Annotated in this window: 20 protein-coding genes; 11 read left to right on the forward strand and 9 right to left on the reverse strand. The window is 61.1% G+C overall.

What is annotated here, in order from left to right; translation table 11 throughout:
* Positions 1 to 3,176, forward strand: a 3,176-nt coding sequence (locus HB860_RS02205; RefSeq protein WP_247625614.1) for a type I secretion C-terminal target domain-containing protein, incomplete at its 5' end; no start/stop codon positions are given.
* A gap of 191 nt (positions 3,177 to 3,367) precedes the next feature.
* On the opposite strand, the gene mdtH is transcribed toward HB860_RS02205, so the two are convergent.
* Positions 3,368 to 4,561, reverse strand: a complete 1,194-nt coding sequence (mdtH, locus tag HB860_RS02210; RefSeq protein ID WP_247625615.1) for a multidrug efflux MFS transporter MdtH — start codon at positions 4,559 to 4,561, stop codon at positions 3,368 to 3,370.
* A 208-nt stretch (positions 4,562 to 4,769) separates the two neighbouring features.
* Between mdtH and HB860_RS02215 the strand changes: the two genes are divergently transcribed.
* Positions 4,770 to 5,669 (forward strand): LysR family transcriptional regulator, encoded by a 900-nt coding sequence (locus tag HB860_RS02215; protein ID WP_025325890.1) that lies wholly within the window; start codon positions 4,770 to 4,772, stop codon positions 5,667 to 5,669.
* A 48-nt stretch (positions 5,670 to 5,717) separates the two neighbouring features.
* On the opposite strand, the gene HB860_RS02220 is transcribed toward HB860_RS02215, so the two are convergent.
* Positions 5,718 to 7,487, reverse strand: coding sequence for a M4 family metallopeptidase (locus tag HB860_RS02220; RefSeq protein WP_247625616.1), 1,770 nt, complete (start codon positions 7,485 to 7,487; stop codon positions 5,718 to 5,720).
* A gap of 348 nt (positions 7,488 to 7,835) precedes the next feature.
* Between HB860_RS02220 and HB860_RS02225 the strand changes: the two genes are divergently transcribed.
* From HB860_RS02225 to putP, 8 genes are all read left to right on the forward strand, one after another.
* On the forward strand, positions 7,836 to 8,396 hold the full coding sequence (locus HB860_RS02225) for a GNAT family N-acetyltransferase (protein WP_025325892.1): 561 nt from the start codon (positions 7,836 to 7,838) through the stop codon (positions 8,394 to 8,396).
* A 61-nt stretch (positions 8,397 to 8,457) separates the two neighbouring features.
* Positions 8,458 to 9,009 (forward strand): ribosomal protein S5-alanine N-acetyltransferase, encoded by a 552-nt coding sequence (gene rimJ, locus HB860_RS02230; RefSeq protein ID WP_139436032.1) that lies wholly within the window; start codon positions 8,458 to 8,460, stop codon positions 9,007 to 9,009.
* A gap of 221 nt (positions 9,010 to 9,230) precedes the next feature.
* Positions 9,231 to 10,337, forward strand: a complete 1,107-nt coding sequence (locus HB860_RS02235) for a 1-acyl-sn-glycerol-3-phosphate acyltransferase (protein ID WP_247625617.1) — start codon at positions 9,231 to 9,233, stop codon at positions 10,335 to 10,337.
* Between the two features lie 300 nt (positions 10,338 to 10,637).
* Positions 10,638 to 11,108 (forward strand): YhcH/YjgK/YiaL family protein, encoded by a 471-nt coding sequence (locus HB860_RS02240; RefSeq protein ID WP_139435960.1) that lies wholly within the window; start codon positions 10,638 to 10,640, stop codon positions 11,106 to 11,108.
* 327 nt (positions 11,109 to 11,435) lie between these two features.
* Positions 11,436 to 12,635 (forward strand): acetate kinase, encoded by a 1,200-nt coding sequence (locus HB860_RS02245; protein WP_247625618.1) that lies wholly within the window; start codon positions 11,436 to 11,438, stop codon positions 12,633 to 12,635.
* Between the two features lie 133 nt (positions 12,636 to 12,768).
* On the forward strand, positions 12,769 to 14,010 hold the full coding sequence (locus HB860_RS02250; RefSeq protein WP_139435964.1) for a mechanosensitive ion channel family protein: 1,242 nt from the start codon (positions 12,769 to 12,771) through the stop codon (positions 14,008 to 14,010).
* A gap of 183 nt (positions 14,011 to 14,193) precedes the next feature.
* Complete coding sequence (locus tag HB860_RS02255) at positions 14,194 to 15,120, forward strand: L,D-transpeptidase family protein (RefSeq protein WP_139435966.1); 927 nt, start codon at positions 14,194 to 14,196, stop codon at positions 15,118 to 15,120.
* A 264-nt stretch (positions 15,121 to 15,384) separates the two neighbouring features.
* Complete coding sequence (gene putP, locus HB860_RS02260) at positions 15,385 to 16,893, forward strand: sodium/proline symporter PutP (protein ID WP_247625619.1); 1,509 nt, start codon at positions 15,385 to 15,387, stop codon at positions 16,891 to 16,893.
* A gap of 61 nt (positions 16,894 to 16,954) precedes the next feature.
* On the opposite strand, the gene HB860_RS02265 is transcribed toward putP, so the two are convergent.
* The 7 genes from HB860_RS02265 to HB860_RS02295 all read right to left on the reverse strand — a co-directional run bounded on the left by HB860_RS02265 (position 16,955) and on the right by HB860_RS02295 (position 21,147).
* The gene (locus tag HB860_RS02265; RefSeq protein ID WP_247625620.1) at positions 16,955 to 17,545 is read right to left on the reverse strand and encodes an MliC family protein; all 591 of its coding nucleotides are present in this window, start codon (positions 17,543 to 17,545) and stop codon (positions 16,955 to 16,957) included.
* 147 nt (positions 17,546 to 17,692) lie between these two features.
* Entirely contained in the window at positions 17,693 to 18,298 is a 606-nt protein-coding gene (locus HB860_RS02270) for an NAD(P)H-dependent oxidoreductase (RefSeq protein WP_247625621.1), read from the reverse strand.
* A gap of 56 nt (positions 18,299 to 18,354) precedes the next feature.
* Positions 18,355 to 18,786 carry a MerR family transcriptional regulator gene (locus HB860_RS02275; protein ID WP_247625622.1) on the reverse strand — a complete coding sequence of 144 codons (432 nt, stop codon included), beginning with the start codon at positions 18,784 to 18,786 and terminating at the stop codon, positions 18,355 to 18,357.
* A gap of 248 nt (positions 18,787 to 19,034) precedes the next feature.
* Positions 19,035 to 19,328 carry a hypothetical protein gene (locus HB860_RS02280; protein WP_247625623.1) on the reverse strand — a complete coding sequence of 98 codons (294 nt, stop codon included), beginning with the start codon at positions 19,326 to 19,328 and terminating at the stop codon, positions 19,035 to 19,037.
* 23 nt (positions 19,329 to 19,351) lie between these two features.
* Complete coding sequence (locus HB860_RS02285) at positions 19,352 to 20,008, reverse strand: hypothetical protein (RefSeq protein ID WP_247625624.1); 657 nt, start codon at positions 20,006 to 20,008, stop codon at positions 19,352 to 19,354.
* A gap of 2 nt (positions 20,009 to 20,010) precedes the next feature.
* On the reverse strand, positions 20,011 to 20,244 hold the full coding sequence (locus HB860_RS02290) for a DUF2188 domain-containing protein (protein WP_247625625.1): 234 nt from the start codon (positions 20,242 to 20,244) through the stop codon (positions 20,011 to 20,013).
* A 540-nt stretch (positions 20,245 to 20,784) separates the two neighbouring features.
* Positions 20,785 to 21,147 carry a DUF2061 domain-containing protein gene (locus HB860_RS02295; RefSeq protein WP_247625626.1) on the reverse strand — a complete coding sequence of 121 codons (363 nt, stop codon included), beginning with the start codon at positions 21,145 to 21,147 and terminating at the stop codon, positions 20,785 to 20,787.
* Between the two features lie 179 nt (positions 21,148 to 21,326).
* Here HB860_RS02295 and HB860_RS02300 point away from each other — a divergent pair, with 179 nt between their 5' ends.
* Positions 21,327 to 21,533 carry a hypothetical protein gene (locus HB860_RS02300; RefSeq protein ID WP_139435985.1) on the forward strand — a complete coding sequence of 69 codons (207 nt, stop codon included), beginning with the start codon at positions 21,327 to 21,329 and terminating at the stop codon, positions 21,531 to 21,533.
* Positions 21,534 to 21,577 lie beyond the last annotated feature (44 nt).

A 21,577-nucleotide genomic window follows, 5' to 3' on the forward strand; every position in this document is an offset into this window, starting at 1 on the left:
TGCCGACCGTTGATGACCGCGTGGACGAAGCGGACGAGACCCTGACACTGACGGTGGGTGGCAAAGACGCCATCGGCACCATCGTGGACAACGATCGGGCGCCGACGGCGGCCGGGGGCCACTGTGTCGGACAGGAAGACAAGCCCCAGGTGCTGACCTGGGCCCAGTTCGGTGCCAGCGACGATCAGGCCGCAGCTGATCTCGGGGTACAGATCAACACCCTACCCCTGAACGGTACCCTCGAATACCTCAATGCCACAGGGCAGTGGGTTGCGGTGCAAACCGGATCCCTCATCTCCTACGCCGAGGTGAATGCGGGCCATCTGCGCTTCGTGCCCGGTCTGAATGAATCGAGCGCCAATGCCGCTAACGGCAACGGCGCCCTGGTCGGCAACATGAAGGGCGACTATGCCAACATTGGCTATCAGATAAGCGACGGTGCCAACCTCAGTAACGGCGGCAAGCTGGTGATCGATGTGGCGGCGGTGGCCGACAAGCCCACCGTGGATGTGGTGTTGAGTGGTAATGGTACCCCCCTCTACCAGGGGTTCCCGAGCGCTGGCATCAGCACCGACAGCTTCCAGTCAGGCAATATCGACCATACCGATCTGGGAGTCGGCGCTCCGAAGCGGGACGCCAGCAGCGGCAATGATCAGTTGAATGGATCCAATACCAAGAATGACTACCTGCTGAGCAGCAAGGGCGGCGGCGACATGCTCTACGGCAAGGGTGGAGATGACCTGCTGGTTGGCGGCAACGCAGAGCAGGGTGATTCCCTCTATGGCGGGACTGACAATGACATCCTGGTGGCCGGTCTGGGTAACGATGGCCTCTATGGTGACACGGGCGATGATATTGCCGTGCTGCGCGGCAACCGGGCCGATTACGTGGTTCAGAAAGGGAGCGGCCACTCAGTCCATGATGCCTGGTTTAATTTCAGTGTTAATGAAAGGGGCGTCGGGGTCATCAAGGCACTCCACGATATCGAACACGTACAGTTCGATGACGGCATTTACGCGATCAATCAGAGCACGGGGGAGCTGACCCTGGTACAGCCGACCCAGGTGGATTACCCGATCGATATCAAGGTTTCCCTCACGGACCGCGATGGCAGTGAAGTACTCGACAGCTTGTTGCTGAGCGGCTTGCCGGCAGGGAGCAAGCTCTATCAGGGGAATGAGCTGCTCGGTACGGTCGGGGCGGAGGGCACACTCCGCCTGCCTGCGAGCAGTGGCCTGTGGAGCAACAGTGCCCTGGATGTCTCCCTCAGTGGCCTCACTCTGCGGGTGCCGGGTGCCCAGGCAGGTCAGGTGGATCTTAAGGTGGAGGCGACCACTCGTGAGCTGCATGCAAATCAGACCAACACGGCCAGTGACGATGACAGCATCCGGCTGAGTTATTTCCAGGGCACGGAAGGGGAACAGGGAAGCCAGACTCGCAACTATGGGAGCGAGCACAATATCGTGGTGGGGGATCTGGATGGCAGCGTGGTGCTGCCGGGTCAGAACTACAACATTGCCTTCATCGTTGATAGTTCCGGTAGTATCGGTGACGAGGCAATGGAGACGATCCGTACACAGCTGGAGCAGGTCTTTACCAGCCTCAAGACCAGCGCGGGCTCTGACAATGCGGGGACCGTCAATCTCTTCCTCGCGGATTTCGATACTACTATTCGCGGCAGTGTCAGTGTCAATCTGGCCGATAGTGGGGCATTGAAGATACTGCTTGATGCCCTCAAGGGGATGTCCGCCGATGGTGGCACCAACTATGAGGCGGCGTTTAGCAAGGCGGCGGACTGGTTTGCCAGCAGCATGGCGACAAACAATGTCGATGCGAAGAACCTGGCCTATTTCATCACCGATGGCAAACCGACTTTCTATGATCTCGGCGCCACCACCAAACTCAGTGATGTGAAGGTCATCGATTGGAATGGTTACGGTGATGAGTATCTCAGCAGTACCTCTTTGAACCTCGGCAACTATGTGCTCGGCAATACCGTGACCTACCGTGGGGTCGAAGTGGTAAACAGCAAAGGGGAAGTCATCAAGTGGACGCAAGAGTGGGGCAACTGGTCTAAGGCCACTGTTGGCGTCATCGTCAAGGGCAGCAATAGTCAGAACCAGATCCAGCTGCTTGGGGGGGACGGTCGAAACAGTACCCAGGACGTTCGCTCCGATTCCTTGCTCGGTTATCAGCTGCTGACGTCAAAAGGGGTGCTTGTTGAGGCTATCGGTTTGGGAGCGGACATCTCCGAAGCTGACCTCCGGTCCTATGACTCGGATGAGATCACCCATACCAATGTGGATGCCAGCGATCTCGCCAGTACCATACTGGGCTCCACGAACAGCAACCTGCCGGGGGCCGACCGCTTCGATGGTGGAGCGGGCGACGACATCCTGTTTGGCGACGCAGTACGCTTCACCGGTATCAGCGGGGAAGGCTATGCGGCCATCAAGCAGTATGTGAGCGGCAAGCTGGGGGCCGGGTCGGTGACCGATGCCCAGGTGCATTCCTATATCACGGAGCACGCCAGCGAGTTCGATCAGTCGTCGAGCAACGACAAGGCGGATGTGCTGCTCGGCGGGGATGGTAATGACATCCTGTTCGGTCAGGGCGGTGACGACTTCCTGTATGGCGGCGCCGGCAACGACATCCTGTTCGGTGGCAGCGGCAACGACACCCTGTTTGGCGAGAGTGGCAGCGACGTGTTGAGTGGTGGCAGCGGCAACGACACCCTGTACGGCGGTACTGGCAACGACATATTGAGTGGCGGGCTGGGCAACGACATCCTCATCGGGGGGATTGGCAACGATGTTCTCAAGGGGGATGCGGGATCCGATACCTTCACCTGGCTGAAGGGGGACACGGTCGCAGGCTCCGTTGCCAAGGACTATGTCGTCGATTTCAGCAAGTCGGAAGGGGACAAGCTGGATCTGAGCGACCTGCTCGACAGCGATGGCAGCAAGAACCAGAGCTCCCTGAAGAGCCTGCTCTCGGTGTTCCAGGACAGCGAAGGGGTGCACCTGCAGGTGAAGGAGAGCAGCGCGGCACCTGTGACCCAGGAGATAGTGCTGGTGAATCACACCTTCGACACTCTGACCGGGGGATCGGGATCCACGGCCAACCAGGTCATCGACTACATGTTGAACAACAATCTGCTGGATATCGACAAGTAACCCAGCCAGATGGACACAAAGCGGCAGAGCAATCTGCCGCTTTTTTTATGTGCGCCATTCGGTCTGTGGGGTGGGGGAAAGAGGAGGGCAGCCAAGGGGAGGGGGAGCCGGTCCTGTGTTGCCGCATATAAAGAAGGGCGCCGACTCGAAGGAGGGGCGCCCCGGGGTCATCCGCATTGTGTGCTCAAGGATCAGGCATTGACCTGGGCCAGGCGGGAATCGCGCTGAAAGCAGTTCACCAGCAGCAGCAGGGTGGTGACGCCGACGGTGCCGAGCACCAGCCAGGGCAGCCAGGGCTGGCCCTGGGCCATGGCGTAGTCGTGCAGGGCGCCGCCCCCCACGTACCCCGTCATGCCACCCAGCGCCAGACCAAGGCGACTGAAGCCCATGTAGCTGCCGCGCGCCCCCGGCTGGGCCAGCTTGGTCATGAGCGTTTCCCGCGCCGGCTCGGCGATGACGATGCCGAGATAGAAGCAGGCGAGCAGCAGGAAGACCGCAGGCAAGGTGGTGGCAAAGGCCACCAGCCCTATCCCCGCCGTCATCAGCAGCACCCCCGCCATCAGGCGGTTTTCCAGCTTGAAGTGGCGCTCGCCGTAACGGGCAAGGGGGTAGAGCAGGGCCAGGGAGATGGCCGTCTCCAGGGTATACATCCAGCCCACCGCCGTGGTGCTGCCCGCCATCTGTTTGACCAGGATGGGGAAGATCAGCATCACCTGCACCCAGAGCGCGTAGTAGCCGCTTAAGATCAGCACCAGCCGGCAGAAGGCCTTGTCCGCCAGCACCTGGCCGAGGCCTGTCCGGATCGGGGTCGGCCGCAGGGAGAGCTTGTAGGGGGGCAGGATCAGCAGGTTGCACAGGGCGGCGCAGATGAACAGACCTGCTCCCAGCAGGCAGACATATTCAAAGTCGAAGTTGAGCAGCCAGCTGCCGAGCAGGGCCCCCACCACGGCGCCGGCACTCTCCAGCATCATCAGCAGGGAGATGTAGCGGCCGCGCTCCCGCGGGCGGGTGAATTTGATCACCAGGGCGGCGCGGGGGGGATCGAACAGGCAGCCGCCGAGCCCAGAGATGATGCAGGAGACGATGAGTTCCAGCCCGCTCTGGGCATAGGCCAGGCTGGCAAAGCCCAGCGCCCGCAGCAACATGCCGCAGACGATGAGGGGGCGAGCCCCGAACTTGTCGGCCAGCGAGCCGCCGAAGACCCCCAGCCCCTGCTGGGTCAATTGACGCAGCCCCAGCGCGAGCCCGACCACACCGGCGGCCCAGCCAAGCTGATCCACGAATCGCAGGCTGATCATGGGCATCACCACGAAGAACCCCAGGATCACCAAGAGGGAATCCAATGCCAAGAACCACCGCCCCAACCGCCTCGCCCGCTCCACCATGACCCTTATACCCCTGCTTGCTTCGATGACATTATTTGTTGTGTACTCATTATCCGAATGGCGCCGTCACCAAACAGAGCCAAGGGCGACGATAAGTCCCTGACTCGCTGGCGTTCTGCCATTTCACGACGATTGATGCTGCTATTCTGGTGGGGCTCCAGATATAGTGGTAGCCGACAACTGGCTATATTTCATATTGGATTTGGTTATGGCTGTGACACTCGATGATTTGCAATTGCTGCTGGATGTGGCCAACCGTGGCAGCTTCAGCAAGGTGGCGGCCATTCGCGGCTGGTCACAACCCATGGTGAGCCAGCGGATCGCCGTGCTGGAGCAGGAGCTGGGTCAGTCCCTGTTCCGTCGTCACCGCCGTGGCGCCACCCCCACACCGGCCTGCGAGCAGTTCCTGCCGGCGGCCACCAGTGCGTTGAGTGCCCTGGAGGGGGGGCGGCTGGCGATGCAGGGGGCGCCCGCCTTGCCGCGGATCCGGCTCTCCTGTCTCCCCTCCCTGACTACAGTGGTGTTTGGTCCCCTGCTGCTGGCTTTGGTGGACGAGGCCTTCGAGATCCGCTGCAGCACGGATCACTCCGGCGTCATCATGCAGGAGCTGCTGACCGGCGAGACAGACGTCGGCTTCATCCTCAAGTGTCCCGCCATCGCGGGCATCCAGCTCGAGCTGCTCTATCGCTCCCCCATCATCGCCGTGGCCTGTGCCACCCATCCGCTGGCCGGACGGCAGGGGCTGACCCTGCAGGACATCGCCAACGAGCGGCTGGCCCCCCAGCAGTGGGGCACCGGCTGTGACGAGTTGATCCTGCAGCTGCGACTGCTGCGCCAGGTAGCGAGCCCGCTGCACGCCATCCAGCCCGCCAGTGCGGCGCGGGAGCTGGCGCTGGAGCATGGCTTCATCACCCTGATGCCGGCGCTCGCCATCACCCGGGACCTGGAGTTTGGCCGCCTGGTGAAACTGGATGTGACGGATCTGCCGCCGGATCACTGGGACGTGATGATGGCCTGGCGCAGCGGCAAGCGGCCCAATCCCGCCAAGGAGCGGGTGCTGGAGGCGGCGCGCACCCTGGCCCGGCGCTGGTCGGGCAAGCCCGCATGAAAAAAGCGCCGGACAAGTCCGGCGCTCTCCCTTCACTGACATTCGGGATCAGTAGCTGGCCTTGAGGCTCACCCCCGAGAAGGCACTGAAGCCGCTCAACTGCACGTGCCAGGTGCCCGCCTTGGGCGAGTTCAGGGTGCAGGTTTCGGCGTTGCCGCTCTTGTAGGGGCGGCAGTCATAGCTGCTGCTGGTTGGCACGCTGCCGAACTTCACGTAGAGATCCGCATCCCCGCTGCCGCCGCTGCTGGTCACCACCAGCTGGCTTCTGCCGGCGGGCACCTCGATGGTGTAGTTCAGCTTGCCCCCCTTGGTGGCGGTGAGATTGGTCACGGCGACCCCGTTTTGCAGCACGTTGCCGGGTTGGGGCGTGGCGCCGCAGCTGGCGTTGACCCCGACCGCACTGAAGGCAGCCGCCACGTCGCTCAGGCTGTAGCCGAGATCGGTGGCCGCCCTGGTCACGCCGCAGGCACCCTGGTCGAAGCTGGTGTTGGGGCCCCAGTAGAGGCGGTTGGCCAGCACGAACACCTCGAATGCCTTGCGGGTATGCCAGCCGCTGGTGTTGGCCAGCAGGTAGAAGGCGCGGTTGTAGACCCCGGAGCTGTGATGCACGTCGATGCCGTCATAGTAATCGCTGGCATGGCCGATGGAGCTGCCGTCCCGGGTCGGATCCTCGAAGTAGCGCAGGGAGCCGTTGCCCTTGAAGATCTGGGCCCCCACCAGCCAGTCGTTGCTGCCCTTCATGTAGTTTTCTGCCGCTTCCCCCGCCATGTCGGAGAAGGCCTCGTTGATGCCGCCCGACTGACCCGAGTAGACCAGGCCCGAGTTCTGCTCGGTGAAGCCGTGGCTCACCTCGTGGGCCGCCACGTCCAGGCTCACCAGGGGGTAGAAGGTGGTGGCGCCGTCGCCGAAGGTCATCTGGCTGCCGTCCCAGAAGGCGTTCTCGTAGTTGCGGCTGTAGTGCACCCGCATCTTGAGCTTGAAGCTGAGCGGCGCCGTGTTGTACCAGTTGCGGTACATGTCGAACACCACGTTGCCGAAGTAGTGGGCATCGTTGAGGGGAGAGTAGGCGCCGTTGATCTCCTTGACCGTGTTCTCCGGGCAGCTGAACTGGTGCACCGCCCCCCCACTGGTGGCGTGGTTGAGGTTGATGGTGTCCACGTTGGTGCTGCTCATGCGGCAGCTGTCGTCCACCTTGAGGGGACCAAAATCGGCGCCATAGAAGTACTTGCCGGTCTTGACGTTGCCCCCCGGGCCTGTGGCGTCCTTGTGGTTGATCCCCTCCCAGCGCTTGAGCTCGCTGCCGGTCTGGGCGTCGATCATCACGAAGGGGCGGCTCGGCTCCTTGCTGGCGGCGAGCCAGGAGACCAGATAGACCAGCCTGGCCTGACCGGTCTCATCCTGCATCACGAACAGCTTGACCTGTTCGTTGCTCCCCTTGGCGCCGCTGCGGGCCTTGAGGGCGGCGTCGCTGGCAGAGAGGGCGACGGCCGGGCCCGTCAGGTCGGCATCTATCTTGCGCAGCATGGTGCCGGACACCTGGTTGACCTGGCCCCCCAGGGCCTGATCGGCCACCAGCACCTGGCCCCACACCGGAATGCCCTGCCAGGTCTGCTCATAGCGTATCCGCTGCTGGCCATTGGGCAGCGTCACCGCCCGCACCTTGCGAAACTCGCCATCCCCTGCGGCGAGGGCGCCGATCCTGGCGGCGCCGCTCACCGCGCCGGGCAGGTCGGAGACCTGGTTCACTTCCACCTGTTCCGCCGCCATGGCGGCGCTTCCCCAGCAGGCCAGCATGACGGCCAAATAGACTTTGTTCATCTCGTCTTTCCTTAGTCGATGAAGATTACACGCCGGGTCCGTTGCCCGGCGCTCTTACACTAGTGCGCCGGTCTGAAATAACTGCCTGTCATTTGTGACAGAGCAGCATAAAGGCGTAGCAGATCTGACTGTTTCCATCCGTGGCTGCTGAAAGTCGTCATTAATCTGGTGACTTGTGCCAATGAAAGGGCTGATTGCTGCAAGGCTGAAAATAGTGCCCAAATGGGCACATCCATATGGGGGTTGCCTGCCGGTGAAAGGCAGCGAAAGTCCTTGGCAAACAAGGGATTGATTGACTACATTGGCTCCCATGACGGCGGGGGCCGGACCAAAGGCGGGGGAGGTGCAATGTTTTCATGGCAACTGGATGACGAGCTGGCGCTCCTGTTCCTGCAACCCGACATGGCCAGCGAACTCTTTCGCCTCTGCCAGCGTAATCGCGACTATCTCTCCCAGTGGCTGCCCTGGGTGCCCCACATCCAGCAGCCCTCTGACAGCGCCACCTTCATTCGCCACGCCATCGAGAAATTTGCCCGGGGCGAGGGGCTGACCACCGCCATCGAGTATCAGGGGGAGGTGGTGGGTGTCATCGGTTACAACCAGATCGATCAGGGGCTGGCCAAGGTCAGCATCGGCTACTGGCTGGCGGAGCGCTGGCAGGGCAACGGCATCATCACCCGGGCCTGTCAGGCCCTGATCCATCACGCCTTCGAGGAGATGGGGATGGAGAAGGTGGAGATCAGCGCCGCGCTGGAGAACGAGCCCAGCCGGGCGGTGTGCGAACGGCTCGGCATGCAGCAGGAGGGGATCACCCGGCGGGCGGAGCGGCTGGCGGACAGGGTGGTGGATCACGTCCACTACGGTCTGCTGCGGGATGACTGGCTCAGGCTGCGGGAACGGGATCACTGATGGGGTCCAGGCCCTGCCAGGTCGCTGGCGCCATGCCTGGCCAGCATGGGGAGGCACAGTGCTGACCCTGCCCCATATCACCACGGCCCGCACCCGGCTGACCGTCCTTCCCCCGGAGCGGGCCGAGCTGATGCTGGATTTCTACCTGCGCAACCGCACCCATCTGCAGCCCTGGGAGCCGAGACGGGACGAGAGCTTCTATACCCTGGGTCACTGGCAGGGGCGGCTACGCGACGGTTACGGCCAGTTTTTCGACGGCAGCGCCGTGCAACTGGTGGCGCTCGATCCCAAAGGGGAGCGGGTGCTCGCCACCTGCAACTTCACCCACATCATGATGGGCATGTTCAAGGCATGCCATCTGGGCTATGCCATCGACCAGGCCCATGAGGGGCAGGGGCTGATGCAGGAGGTGGTGACTGCCGGCATCGACTATCTGTTCCGGGAGCGCGACCTGCACCGCATCATGGCGAGCTACATGCCGGTGAACCGGCGCAGCGGCGCCCTGCTGGCGCGTCTCGGGTTCGAGCGGGAAGGCTATGCCCGGGACTATCTGATGATCAACGGCCGCTGGGAGGACCATGTCCTCACCGCGCTGCTCAATCCGGCCGGTTGAGGAGTCGGTGGCTTTCTCCGGGCGGGGCCAGCCCCTCGTCAAGTCGTCGGCGCAGGTCGTCCCGGATCCTGGTTACCCAGGTTCTCTCGGCTTTTTCACGGCAAGATCGCACTATCTGTATGCCTCTCATACCCCTGACCCCAAAAGCGTGTAAAATTGCGCCCTGAATTTTCCCGGCCAGCAGCAGCTGGTCGCGACTCCATACATGCAAGGCTGACATTGTGACAGAAGTAGATAGATTCGCGGACATTCGCCCCTATCGCGATGACGAAGTGCCGGCTGCCATCGAGCGGCTGATCCAGGATGACGAGTTTATCGGCGCCATCGCCAAATACCGTTTCGGTTCCCTGATGAGCTGGCTGGGCTGGGCCATTCGCCCGCTGATCCGCCAGTTCCTGCGCCACAAGTGGGCCAAGGTCAGCACCGTTCATCAGGTGCAGATGGGGGTGACCCGCTACATGAGCCGCATGATAGCCACCTCCACCCAGGGGGTGAGCTTCTCCGGCCTAGAGCATCTGAAGAAGGAGCAGGGCTATCTGTTCGTCTCCAACCACAGGGACATCGCCATGGATCCGGCGTTCGTCAACTGGGGGCTGCACACCCATGGCTTCGACACCGTGCGCATCGCCATCGGTGACAACCTGCTTCGCAAGCCCTGCGCCACCGAGTTGATGAAGCTCAACAAGAGCTTCATCGTCAAGCGCTCCGCCAAGGGGCCGCGGGAGATGATGAAGGCCCTCGGCGAGCTCTCTGCCTACATAGGGCAATCGGTGCACGAGGGGCACTCCATCTGGATCGCCCAGAAGGAAGGGCGCGCCAAGAACGGGGACGACAAGACGGATCCGGCCATCCTCAAGATGTTCTACGTGGACGGCAAGAAGCAGAAGATCGACTTCGTCGACTACATGCGCAGCCTCAACATAGTGCCGGTGAGCATCAGCTACGAGCTGGACCCCACCGACAAGGCCAAGGCGCGGGAGCTCTACGAGAAGTCGGTCAACGGCAGCTACGAGAAGGGCGAGTTCGAGGACATCGAGAGCATAGTCGCCGGCATCGTCGGCCAGAAGGGGCGGGTACATGTCTCCTTCGGCGCCCCCATCACAGAGGGTTTCAGCGATCCGGACGAACTGGCCGCGCTCATCGACAAGGCGATCTGGAGCAGCTACCGCCTCTTCCCGGGCAACTACCTGGCCGCAGATGTGCCCGGCAAGGCCAGCATCATAGAGCAGACCGCCTTCCTGACCCGCCAGTCGGAGGTGCCGGAAGAGCACAAGGCCATCTGGCGTGCCATGTACGCCAAGCCGGTGGAGAACGCCAGCAAGGTTTGAATGACGCCGATTCGGTGAAAAAAACGGGAGCAGATGCTCCCGTTTTTGCGTCTGGTCAAAGTCGCTGGCAATCGACTAGTGAATAATATTGTTTCAACTGGTACGATCATCGGGTGAATGAGCGGGTATCTCTTGGCAAGGGGCGGGCGACTGTGCAACAGTGACCCGGCGCCAACAAGACGAACCAGGCGCTCTTCGAGTCTGCACGGATGGCAGACGACGCTGAATAAGGACCTTTAGGGGTCCTTTTTCATTGATGGACAAAGATAGGCGGCAGATATACCTAAGGATGCGAACCCCATGATCACCGGCAGTCTGGATACCTTGCAACGCACCCCCTTGCCCGCACCCCTGGCCCGCATCATGGCCGAGGTGGTGAAGAGCCTTGCCCACTGGCGTGAGGCGCCGCTTGGCAAGCAGGAGATCGACGGCCTCAAGCTGTTCTGCCTGGTGAGCGAGGCGCTGACCGAGCCGGTCGCGGATCGCCGCGGCGAGTTTCATGAGCAGTATCTGGACATCCAGCTGCTGCTGCGGGGGGAGGAGTGGATCGGCGTCGGGCCCCATGCCTATGTGAGCGACGGTGCCGATCATCCCCACCCCGATCTCTGGTTCGTCGATGACGACCAGACCAGTTATCTGGCGTTGCAGCCCGGCGACTTTGCCATCTTCTGGCCGGGAGAACTGCATCGCCCTCTCTGTACCCTGACCACCCCGGGCTTGGTGAAGAAGCTGGTTGTCAAGGTCCACCAGTCGCTGCTGACCTCGGTCTGAGCCGCAGCGCCGGGTGCCCGGGCACCCGCCACGACAGGGCCGCGTTGAATACTCGCTGGCCTGTCCCGCATTGATGATTCGATGTGTGCGCCAGTCCCGAGTCTGCACCAGAGAGTTTGAGAAAGATGAGCGCGCCAGGTCCAGGGTTGGCGGTCGGCGCCAGAGAGTTTGAAAGGATAAGCGCGCCAGGCCCTGGGTCGGCGCCAGACAGTTTGAAAAATTGGGCGCACTTTCCTGCGACCATAACGCCCCCGGCAGGGGAATCCCATCCATGTTGGATGACACGACACTGTCGGCATAAAGCCGAAGCACAGGAAGATGTAGAACATGAGCAAGTTGGTATTGATCCTTAACTGCGGTAGCTCTTCCCTGAAATTTGCCGTAATGGACGCCGAAACAGGTGAGGACATGCTGTCCGGCCTGGCCGAATGCTTCAATCTGGATGACGCACGTATCAAATGGAAACTCCACGGAGTCAAGGGCGAAGCCATGCTGGGCGCCGGTGCCGCGCACCAGGCCGCCCTTGACCACATAGTGGGTCACATCCTGCCCCAGGATCCGACACTCGCCGAGCAACTGGTCGCCATCGGCCATCGCATCGTGCACGGTGGCGAGCAGTTCTCCCGCTCCGTGCGCATCGATGATGGCGTCATCGCCGGCATCGAGGCCGCCATTCCGTTCGCCCCCCTGCACAACCCGGCGCACCTCATCGGCATCCGCGCCGCCCTCAAGGTCTTCCCGGCCCTGGCCGAGAAGAACGTGGCCGTGTTCGACACCGCCTTCCACCAGACCTTGCCGCAGGAAGCCTACCTCTACGCGCTGCCCTACAAGCTCTATCAGGAGAACGGCATCCGTCGTTACGGCGCCCACGGCACCTCCCACCGCTTCATCGCCGAAGAGACCGCCAAGGCGCTGGGCAAGCCGCTGTCCGAGCTCAACATCATCAACTGCCATCTGGGCAACGGTGCCTCCGTCTGCGCCATCCGAAACGGCGAGTCCGTCGATACCTCCATGGGCCTGACCCCGCTGGAAGGGCTGGCGATGGGCACCCGCTCCGGCGACATCGATCCCGCCGTGGTCTTCTTCATGCACGACCAGCTCGGCTACAGCGTGGACGAGATCAACCAGGTGCTGACCCGCGAGTCCGGTCTGCTGGGCATGACCGAAGCGAGCAGCGACTGCCGTTACGTCACCAGCAACTATGCCACCGACGCCGGCGCCAAGCGGGCACTGGATGTCTTCACCTACAGAGTTGCCAAGTATGTCGGGGCCTATGCCGCCGCCATGGACGGTCGTCTGGACGCCCTGGTGTTCACCGGCGGCATCGGCGAGAACGCCGCCATGGTGCGCGAGATGGTGCTGGCGCGGCTGGCCCTGTTCGGCTTCAAGGTCGACAAGGAGGCCAACAACGCCGCCGTGCTGGGGGGTGAAGGCCCCATCACCGCCGAAGGCAGCCGCCTGGCCATGGTGATGCCCACCAACGAGGAGCTGGTCATCGCCCGCGATGCCCTGAGCCTGGTCGGTTAAGGCCACCTCGCAGCGAATCAACGCCCGGCCTCTGCCGGGCGTTGTCGTTTCGGGGGCTCGTTGAGCAAGCTGTCATTTGACATGGGGGGCCAGATACGTACCCTGACCGCAGTTTCACGTCGCAGAGGTAGAGATGAAGGAGATATTTTTCAACTGGTTGTCCGGTCTCGGGGTGGAGGTCACCGCCATGATGGCGCTGGTGATCGCCCTGGGCTTCATCGTGCTGACCGGGTTGGCACTGCACCTGGTGCTGCACCGCATCCTGCTGGTGCGCCTGGTGGGGCTGCTCGGCAAGACCAAGCAGGTGTGGCTGCCGCCCCAGTTGCAGCAGCGGCTCTTCTACCGGCTCGCCCTGGTGCTGCAGGGGGCCGTGCTGCTCGGTCAGGCGGAGATCTGGCTGCCCAGGGAGTCCGACAGCCTGCAGCTTATCGAGATGCTGGCCCAGCTCTGGATCCTGCTGTTCCTGCTGCTCGCCCTGTTTGCCCTGCTCGACTGCCTGCTGTCGGTGAGCCGCCATACCCGGCTCGGGCGGGATCTGCCCCTGCGCGGCATCTTCCAGGGGGTGAAACTGGTGGCCAGCATCCTGGTCGGCATCCTGATGATCGCCCTGCTGCTCGGCAAGTCGCCGCTCTTCCTGTTCAGCGGCCTGGGGGCCATGACAGCGGTGCTGATGCTGGTGTTCAAGGACCCCATCCTCGGTCTGGTGGCCGGGATCCAGCTCTCCGCCAACCGCATGCTGAGCGTCGGTGACTGGCTGCAGATGGACAAGTACGGCGCCGATGGCGAGGTGACCGACATCGGCCTCACCACGGTCAAGGTGTCGAACTGGGACAAGACCATCACCACCATTCCCACCTATGCCCTCATCTCCGACTCCTTCAAGAACTGGCAGGGGATGACGGAATCCGGTGGCCGGCGCATCAAGCGCAGCGTCAACATCGACATGACCAGCGTGCGCTTCCTGACCGCCGAGGAGCAGTTGCAGCTCAAGCAGGCCAGGTTGCTGGCCCCCTATCTCAGCCGCAAGGAGCAGGAGCTGAGCAGCTACAACCAGCAACTGAGCGACGCCATCAGCTGCCCCATCAATGGCCGTCACCTCACCAACCTCGGCACCCTGCGCGCCTATCTGGATGCCTACCTGCGTGCCCACCCCGGCATTCGCAAGGACATGACCCTGATGGTGCGCCAGCTGGCACCGACCTCCGACGGCCTGCCGCTGGAGATCTACTGCTTCACGGCGACCACCGCCTGGGCCGATTACGAAGGGATCCAGGCCGATATATTCGACCATATATTCGCCATTATCGGGCAATTTCATCTGCGGTTGCATCAATCTCCAACCGGTTATGACATGCACGCCTGGAAGAACGGGTGATTTGATTCTTGTTGCAGGATGAGGGCAGGGGAAAACGCCATATTAATCATCGACCCGTCACCAAGTGTCGGTTGAAATTTGCGGTGCAGAGGAGAAAAATGGCGGCCTTCTCTTCGCCCCGGGCGCGCAAGCCGCTCCCGGCCTGGCCAGAGTCCTGAATCACCCCAATATCACAGGAAAGTTATGAAGCTCCTCCACAACACGGCGGCTGCACTGTGCTGCAGCCTGCTCCTGACCGCCACGCCCGTGCTTGCCGTCGAATATGCCCTGCCAGCGGCCAACAGCCGCCTGGTGGGCGAGAACCTGGAATACGTGGTGCCGGCCGAAGAGGCGGGCCAGCCCCTGGAAGCGGCCGCGGCCAAGTTCCAGCTGGGATTGACCAACATGCTGGAAGCCAACCCCAAGGCGGATCCCCTGCTGCTGCAGGCGGGCGAGAAGCTGGTCGTGCCGCACCAGCTGATCCTGCCGGATGCCCCCCGCGAGGGCATAGTGCTGAACGTCGCCGAGATGCGCCTCTACTACTACCCCAAAGGCAAGAAGGTGGTGGAAGTGCTGCCCATCGGCATCGGCCAGCTCGGCACCGACACCCCGGAAGACTGGGTGACCAGCGTGCAGCGCAAGAAGGCGGGCCCGACCTGGACCCCGACCGCCAAGATGCACGCCGAGTACGCCGCCCGTGGCGAGACCCTGCCTGCGGTCTGGCCGGCCGGCCCGGACAACCCCATGGGGCTGTTTGCGCTCTACATCGGCAAGATGTACGCCATCCACGGCACCAATGCCCAGTTCGGCATCGGCCTGCGGGTGAGCCACGGTTGCGTGCGGCTGCGTAACGACGACATCGAGTACCTGTTCAAGCAGGTACCGGTCGGCACCCGTGTCCAGTTCGTGAACCAGCCGATCAAGGCCTCGGTCGAGCCGGATGGTCGTCGCTATCTGGAAGTGCACCAGCCCCTCTCCCGCAGCCAGGAGGAGTTCAACTCCAGCCTGCCGGCACCCTTGCCCATGTCCACTGCGGTGACCCGTTTCATCGCCCACGCGGACAGCGACTCCCAGCTGGTCAAGCAGGCCCTGGAGCAGCGCAGCGGCATGCCCATCGCCATCAACCGCTGATCCGGTTGCCCTCGATGTCGAGCCCCGGCCAAGGTCGGGGCTTTTTTATGATGCGTAAAGGAGGGTAAGTCTTTGCAGCGTCGGGATAAAATCCGGCCTAACCGCTCTTGATTGGTTACTTGATTAGGTGTGAAACGTTTTCTCTGTGTTTTTTATTTGTTAAAAATGGTTGTGATCAGGCGATCTGCTGATTAATCTAGGCCGGTTTTTTAAGGAAGAGCCCGTCGCGAGAACGGGTACAAGAGTCACATAACGGAGTTTTGAATGACAGCTAGCACCCCAATGCTCATCACCTTTCTGGTGTACATCCTGGGTATGGTCCTGATCGGCTTTATCGCCTATCGCGCCACCCAGAACTTTGACGACTACATTCTCGGCGGCCGCCGCATGGGGAGCTGGGTGACAGCCCTCTCCGCCGGGGCCTCCGACATGAGTGGCTGGCTCCTGATGGGCCTGCCTGGCGCCGTCTTCATCGGCGGCATCTCCGAGAGCTGGATCGCCATCGGCCTCACCATAGGTGCCTACTTCAACTGGCGCTGGGTGGCCGGTCGGCTGCGGGTTCACACCGAGAAGAACCGCAACGCCCTGACCCTGCCGGACTACTTCACCTACCGTTTCGAGGACAAGAGCCGGGTGCTGCGCATCCTCTCCGCTCTGGTGATCCTGCTGTTCTTCACCATCTACTGCGCCTCCGGCGTGGTGGCCGGTGCCCGCCTGTTCGAGAGCACCTTCGGCATGAGCTATGACACCGCCCTCTGGGTCGGTGCCGCGGCCACCATCACCTACACCTTCTTCGGCGGCTTCCTCGCGGTGAGCTGGACAGATACGGTGCAGGCCACCTTGATGATCTTCGCCCTGATCCTGACCCCGGTGTTCGTCATCATCGCGGTCGGCGGCATCGACACCGCCATGGTGCAGGTGGCGGCGCAGAACGCCAGCAACCTCGACATGTTCAAGAACCTGGACTTCATCGCCATCATCTCCCTGATGGCCTGGGGCCTGGGGTACTTCGGCCAGCCCCACATACTGGCGCGCTTCATGGCGGCGGACTCCCACCACTCCATGGCCAGCGCCCGTCGCATCAGCATGACCTGGATGGTGTTCTGCCTCGGCGGCGCCGTGGCCATCGGCTTCTTCGGCCTCTCCTACTTCTCCACCTTCACCGAGCAGGCCGCCGGCGTCACCGGCAACCCGGAGCGGGTCTTCATCGAGCTCTCCAAGATACTGTTCAACCCCTGGGTTGCCGGCGTGCTGCTCTCCGCCATCCTGGCGGCGGTGATGAGTACCCTGAGCTGTCAGCTGCTGGTCTGCTCCAGCGCCATCACCGAGGATCTCTACAAGCCCTTCCTGCGCAAGAATGCCTCCCAGAAAGAGCTGGTGTGGGTCGGCCGCGCCATGGTGCTGGTGATCTCCCTCATCGCCATCGCCGTGGCCGTGAACCCGGAGAACCGGGTACTGGGGCTGGTGAGCTACGCCTGGGCCGGCTTCGGTGCCGCCTTCGGCCCCGTGGTGCTGCTCTCCGTGCTCTGGTCCCGCATGACCCGCAACGGCGCCCTGGCCGGCATGCTGGCCGGAGCCCTGACAGTCATCGTCTGGAAGCAGTTCGGCTGGCTGGGCCTGTACGAGATCATCCCGGGCTTCGTCTTCGCCACCCTGGCGATAGTGGTGTTCAGCCTGATGGACAAGGCGCCCTCCAAGGCCATGCTGGATCGCTTCGCCGAGGCAGAGCAGGAGTTCCAGACCCCCATGGCCGAGGCTATTGCGGTGAAATAACCCCTGTGACCGCTAACAAAAAGCCCCGCAACTGCGGGGCTTTTTCATGGGCGGGGCGGGCTTATTGGCCGCTGACGCGGCACTGCCGGGCGGCTTGGTCATAACGCTCCAGCCTGGCTTCGTTCCCCTTGGTCAGCAGCGTGAGATTCTGCCCCTCGTAACGGGCGCCGCTGGCGCTGGGAGCTTCAAAGGCGAGCACTTGCGACTGCTGCGCCCCCTCGCTCAGGTTGATCACGGCGGCGGGCCGCTTGGCCTCGTTGTAGAAGTAGGTCGAGAGCCGGATCCCGCCGTCGCACTGGTAGTCGACCGGGCTTGGCACCCTCAGCTGGCCCCCCTTTATCTGCAGCTCTGTGATGCGCAGCTGGTAGCTCTCCTCCACGCATTGGCGCGAGTCGCTCTCTTTCCAGCACTCGTTGCGCCCCTTGATCCAGCCGCGCTGCATCGCCTTCTCCGTCTTCTGCTGCTCGGCCGACAGCTTGCTCAGCGCCTTGGGGTAGAGGGCGGCGAGTTCGTTATCCAGCGCCGCCAGCCCGGCGTCCTGGCAGACAAGCTGCTCGGCCGCGCTGTGAGCCTTGGCACAATCAAAGGAAGGGGTGGCGGCACTGGCCAGCAGCGGCATCAAGGCGAGGGTGCCCAGCAACATCTTGGTCATCGAAAAGGCTCCAGCAAGAGGGGATTCCCACTTACTACAGCACAAGGGCGCCGGGCCGCCGAGGACTTTTTCACCCCAGGCTCCCTTGCCCGCCTCTTCGGGCACCGCTGCCGACAACAATGGTCATCAGGTCGTCGCCGCCCTGACTCAGGGTCGCCGCCGCGCCAGCCGCTGTGCATCACTGCGGGCCGTGGCGGCGGTACGGCCCAGCCAGCGCTGCCGCTCCCGCTCGCTGGCGGTATGGACAGGCCCCAGATGCTGGCGATGGGTCAGCCGGATGCCGCACAGCCCGAGCACGGGCTTGGCGAGGGTACGCTCGACGGGGGAGCCCAGCCACCAGCGGTAGTACCAGACAGGGCTGTCCATGGTGAGCAGCAGGCGCGCCGTCTTGCCGGCGAGCAGGCGTTCGGGAAGCGCCTTGCCTTCCTGATAGCGAAAGGCAAACCCCGAGAGCAGCACCCTGTCCAGCAACCCCTTGAGCCGGGCCGGCAGGTGGCCCCACCAGAGGGGGGCGACGATCACCAGATGGTGGGCCTGCTTCAGGCTCTGCTGCAATGCCTGCAGATCGGGCTCGAGGGGCTGCGCCTCGTCATAGCCATGGTGCAGATCCGGCTCGAAGGCGAGTTCCCCCACGTGATGCAGGGTGACCTCTGCGCCGCCCTCCTCGGCGCTGCGGGCATACTCCCTGGCCAGGGCATGGCAGAGGCTGTCGGGTTTGGGGTTGCCGTTGATGATAAGCAGCTTGGGTGTCATGGCGTGGCTCCTGATGAAGTGAGCCCCCATTACACCCCTTGTCCCATGGGACAGAGTCAAGCCACCTTGTGCGCCCGTCCTGCAAGCCCTTGCTCAGCCTGTGGGAGCGGCTCGTTCTGGCCGGGGGCGCCATAGCGGCAGGGGTGCTGCGCCAGCAGGGCGGCGCACTGGCTCAAGGCCTGGTGCTGGCGTTGCAGCCTGGCCACGTCGGCCTCGATCTGCGCCAGCTTGCCCGCGATAAGCAGCTCCACCTTCTGCCAGGGAAACTCGGCGAGACTGGTTAGGCCCGCCAGCAAGGGAACCAGCTCCCCCAGCTTGCAGCCAAGTCGCTGGGCCTCGCGGATAAAGCCGACCCACTCCAGATCCTCGGCCCGGTAGACGCGATACTTGCCGCGCCGCCTGGGCTCGGGCAGCAACCCGAGCTGCTCGTAGAGACGGACAGCCTTGGGTGTGGTGCCCGCCAGCCGGGCAAATTCGCCGATATACATATTGCTGCTCGCAAAGGTGGTGTGAAAGGAGCCCACTATAAGCAAACATTGGGTCATTTGCGGAAAATCCATAAATTGAGCTTATAGTGGCTACTGCGAGCCAGACAGGGCCATCTGGTGGCCGAAAAGGGCTCCCCAAGGAGATTTCCCGATCCTGGTTTATGTCGTGGCTGGGTTATATGTGATGGTATGAATACGCTATTCTAATCGCATCTACAGGCTGTATGGAGTTGGTATACATAACCGATTTAGCCAATAGAAGCATTTGGCGAAATTTTCGTTTCACCCGCTTGCTCAATTACCTGGCCAGTTACGGTGCCTGTGATGGAAAGCTTGCCACCGCTGTTGATTATGTTGCCAGTAACCATTCCGAGCATCTCCACAACTGCGCCATGCTCAACAACCAAATCTTTCGTAGCCATTCCATGCAAAACGAGGAAGCCACCAGGCTTAACGGTGACTTTCCCGGTAAACATGCCATACATTTTTAGTTCAGAGACGATTTCAATATCGCCCTCGATTTTTCCGTGCTCAGTGCGCATGGGTTCTCCTTTATAAAAACGCTTCAAACAGCTGCCTCGCTTGCGAACTCCTGCAGGCTTGACTTGTTACATTTCTTTGCGAACCATAAATCCATCATAGAAATAATTTCTATGACTTCCACCTCATCAACAGAATCATGACCATCATTAATTACAAGCTCGTCATGTAAAAATGCTTGGAAGTCATTAAAGTCACCCCATATTACACTCCCACTTGGCGCCCTTTCTATTTCACTAGGAAGAAACCAATTTCTAACAACCTTTATGACTTTTATTGGATCATCATCATGATTCTTAATATCCGAACCAGAAAGGTCAGAAAGTGCCTTTTGATAACGATACCTTTCCTTTTCAAGAATAAGTATTTTCTTTCTCGACCAAACATCGCCTTTAAGTTTTTGACAACCATAATCAATCCCTAATTCGAAGGGCATATTCATACGATAATGCTCCTCCGAACCTGACGAAATGATTCGGGATAGGTCATGAATACCGAACTTAGACTCAAGTATTAGGTTAAGGATCTTATCGATTCTCGTTTCGCCTGAATCATTGCGCTCTAAAGACAAACGAGGAGTAAATCCCAAAGTTTTAACTGTGAAAACGACCGAAAGTAGCAATTGTCGATAATCATCATCAAATGGACAGTTCACAAATACATTAGAATCAAAATCATCCATAACTATTTCTTGTCCTTCGGTGGATGAGGATCATTTCCATAACTGTCCTTCTCCTTGATTCGACCATCACGGCCATGGACATAGAATTCGGCATTTTGATTTTTTGCTACTTGTCTGCCGTAATCGATAGCCTCTTGCTGAGTGTCAAAGAGCTTAGTTGCTTTTGAGCTACCACCTTTTTTTACCGCCCAGCCGCCATCACTACTTCGTACTACGTGTTGAGAATTCTTACTCATATCAACCTCCATAAAATGTAACAGTGATTAGATGGAAGGGGTACTAACACATGAATACAGCCCTCTATCTAACCCACTTTAAATAACATTTAAATAAATGGATTACTTTCCTGCCTCTGAAGCGGATGATATTCGTTTTCCCTCTTCTTTTTACACAACCATTTTGACTGTGTAGAAAATCAGTGTGACTTTGGCCATGGTAAGCGCCGGTATGGCTACCGCACTGGATTTCAGCTTCCAGATTGCTGCGATTGACCAAAGGGACGTGTCTGGCGTGGCTCATGGGTGACTCCAACGAGGCATATATTGCCATTCGGATATGTTAGCGGGGGGAGCGATGAGGGGAAGGGCAGGGTGATGGATTTTCGGGCGGGATCAAAGAATGAGCTGCTATGGCAAGGGATGCGTCGGTGCCCCGGGTCTGCAAGAGGGGGCTATGCCCCCTCATTGGGCTCATGGGGCCGGTTGTCTTTTAGGCCAGCACCAGGGGTTGGCGGCTGTTATGGCAGCTCGTGAAGGGGAAGGGCTGGTCGCCCTCCCTTACGCCAGCGCCAATGTCTGGCGGCTGCGCCACAGCCGCTCGTGGAAGAAGAAGACGACTGTGTTGATGGCAGGTTCGATCAGTGCCATCACGCCGCCGGTGAGCAGCTCGCCGCTCAGCAGGTAGGCGACGCCGAAGGCCACCGAGAAGTGCACCAGGGCGAAACTGCTGGTCTTGGCCTGCAGGCTGTGGTCGGGCTTGAGCTTGTGCCAGCCAAGGTCGTGGAAGTAGAAGGCGACAGTGTTGACGGCGGGCTCGATCAGGGCGATCAGGCTGGCGGTGAGCAGTTCGCCGGTCAGCAAATAAGCCACGGTGAAGGCGACACTGAAGTGCAGGATGGCGAAGCTGATGGTCTTTTTCATGATGGTATCTCCTCTGGCGATGAAGGCAGTATCACCCAGAATCACATCAAATGAAAATCATTCTCATATATCAGCTAAATAGAAAAAGCCTATCGACCGAGGAGAAGCCACCAGATTGGGAGTTGCCTGGGGCCATGGCGGCGCTAGAGTGTGCCTTTTGCCATGAAAAAGGAGCTTTCATGACCATCAATGCCAACATCTATGTGCTGTTCATCCTGCTGCTGATGATCCTTGTCGGCGTCGTGGCCTGGCGACTGGCCCGGCGCAAGAGCCGCCACCCCGTGCTTGTCACCGTCCTGTGCGTACTGCTCTGCCTGATGCCGCCCTTCGCCCTGCTGGCGCTGCTCATTCTGGCGCTCTGGCGAGATATGCCCGTGAGGGCCTGAGGCGAGCGGCGTCATTCCGGCAACGGCAGACAGAGAAAAGCCCC

This window comes from Aeromonas genomosp. paramedia, from assembly GCF_023093515.1.
Lineage (GTDB): Bacteria > Pseudomonadota > Gammaproteobacteria > Enterobacterales > Aeromonadaceae > Aeromonas.

What these genes read in the sequence shown, in the direction of transcription:
- mdtH (WP_247625615.1), bottom strand. Translation starts at nt 4,561, where the DNA reads ATGGTGGAGCGGGCGAGGCGGTTGGGGCGGTGGTTCTTGGCATTGGAT.
- HB860_RS02215 (WP_025325890.1), top strand. Translation starts at nt 4,770, where the DNA reads ATGGCTGTGACACTCGATGATTTGCAATTGCTGCTGGATGTGGCCAAC.
- HB860_RS02220 (WP_247625616.1), bottom strand. Translation starts at nt 7,487, where the DNA reads ATGAACAAAGTCTATTTGGCCGTCATGCTGGCCTGCTGGGGAAGCGCC.
- HB860_RS02225 (WP_025325892.1), top strand. Translation starts at nt 7,836, where the DNA reads ATGTTTTCATGGCAACTGGATGACGAGCTGGCGCTCCTGTTCCTGCAA.
- HB860_RS02240 (WP_139435960.1), top strand. Translation starts at nt 10,638, where the DNA reads ATGATCACCGGCAGTCTGGATACCTTGCAACGCACCCCCTTGCCCGCA.
- HB860_RS02245 (WP_247625618.1), top strand. Translation starts at nt 11,436, where the DNA reads ATGAGCAAGTTGGTATTGATCCTTAACTGCGGTAGCTCTTCCCTGAAA.
- HB860_RS02250 (WP_139435964.1), top strand. Translation starts at nt 12,769, where the DNA reads ATGAAGGAGATATTTTTCAACTGGTTGTCCGGTCTCGGGGTGGAGGTC.
- HB860_RS02255 (WP_139435966.1), top strand. Translation starts at nt 14,194, where the DNA reads ATGAAGCTCCTCCACAACACGGCGGCTGCACTGTGCTGCAGCCTGCTC.
- putP (WP_247625619.1), top strand. Translation starts at nt 15,385, where the DNA reads ATGACAGCTAGCACCCCAATGCTCATCACCTTTCTGGTGTACATCCTG.
- HB860_RS02265 (WP_247625620.1), bottom strand. Translation starts at nt 17,545, where the DNA reads ATGACCAAGATGTTGCTGGGCACCCTCGCCTTGATGCCGCTGCTGGCC.
- HB860_RS02270 (WP_247625621.1), bottom strand. Translation starts at nt 18,298, where the DNA reads ATGACACCCAAGCTGCTTATCATCAACGGCAACCCCAAACCCGACAGC.
- HB860_RS02275 (WP_247625622.1), bottom strand. Translation starts at nt 18,786, where the DNA reads ATGTATATCGGCGAATTTGCCCGGCTGGCGGGCACCACACCCAAGGCT.
- HB860_RS02280 (WP_247625623.1), bottom strand. Translation starts at nt 19,328, where the DNA reads ATGCGCACTGAGCACGGAAAAATCGAGGGCGATATTGAAATCGTCTCT.
- HB860_RS02285 (WP_247625624.1), bottom strand. Translation starts at nt 20,008, where the DNA reads ATGGATGATTTTGATTCTAATGTATTTGTGAACTGTCCATTTGATGAT.
- HB860_RS02290 (WP_247625625.1), bottom strand. Translation starts at nt 20,244, where the DNA reads ATGAGTAAGAATTCTCAACACGTAGTACGAAGTAGTGATGGCGGCTGG.
- HB860_RS02295 (WP_247625626.1), bottom strand. Translation starts at nt 21,147, where the DNA reads ATGAAAAAGACCATCAGCTTCGCCATCCTGCACTTCAGTGTCGCCTTC.
- HB860_RS02300 (WP_139435985.1), top strand. Translation starts at nt 21,327, where the DNA reads ATGACCATCAATGCCAACATCTATGTGCTGTTCATCCTGCTGCTGATG.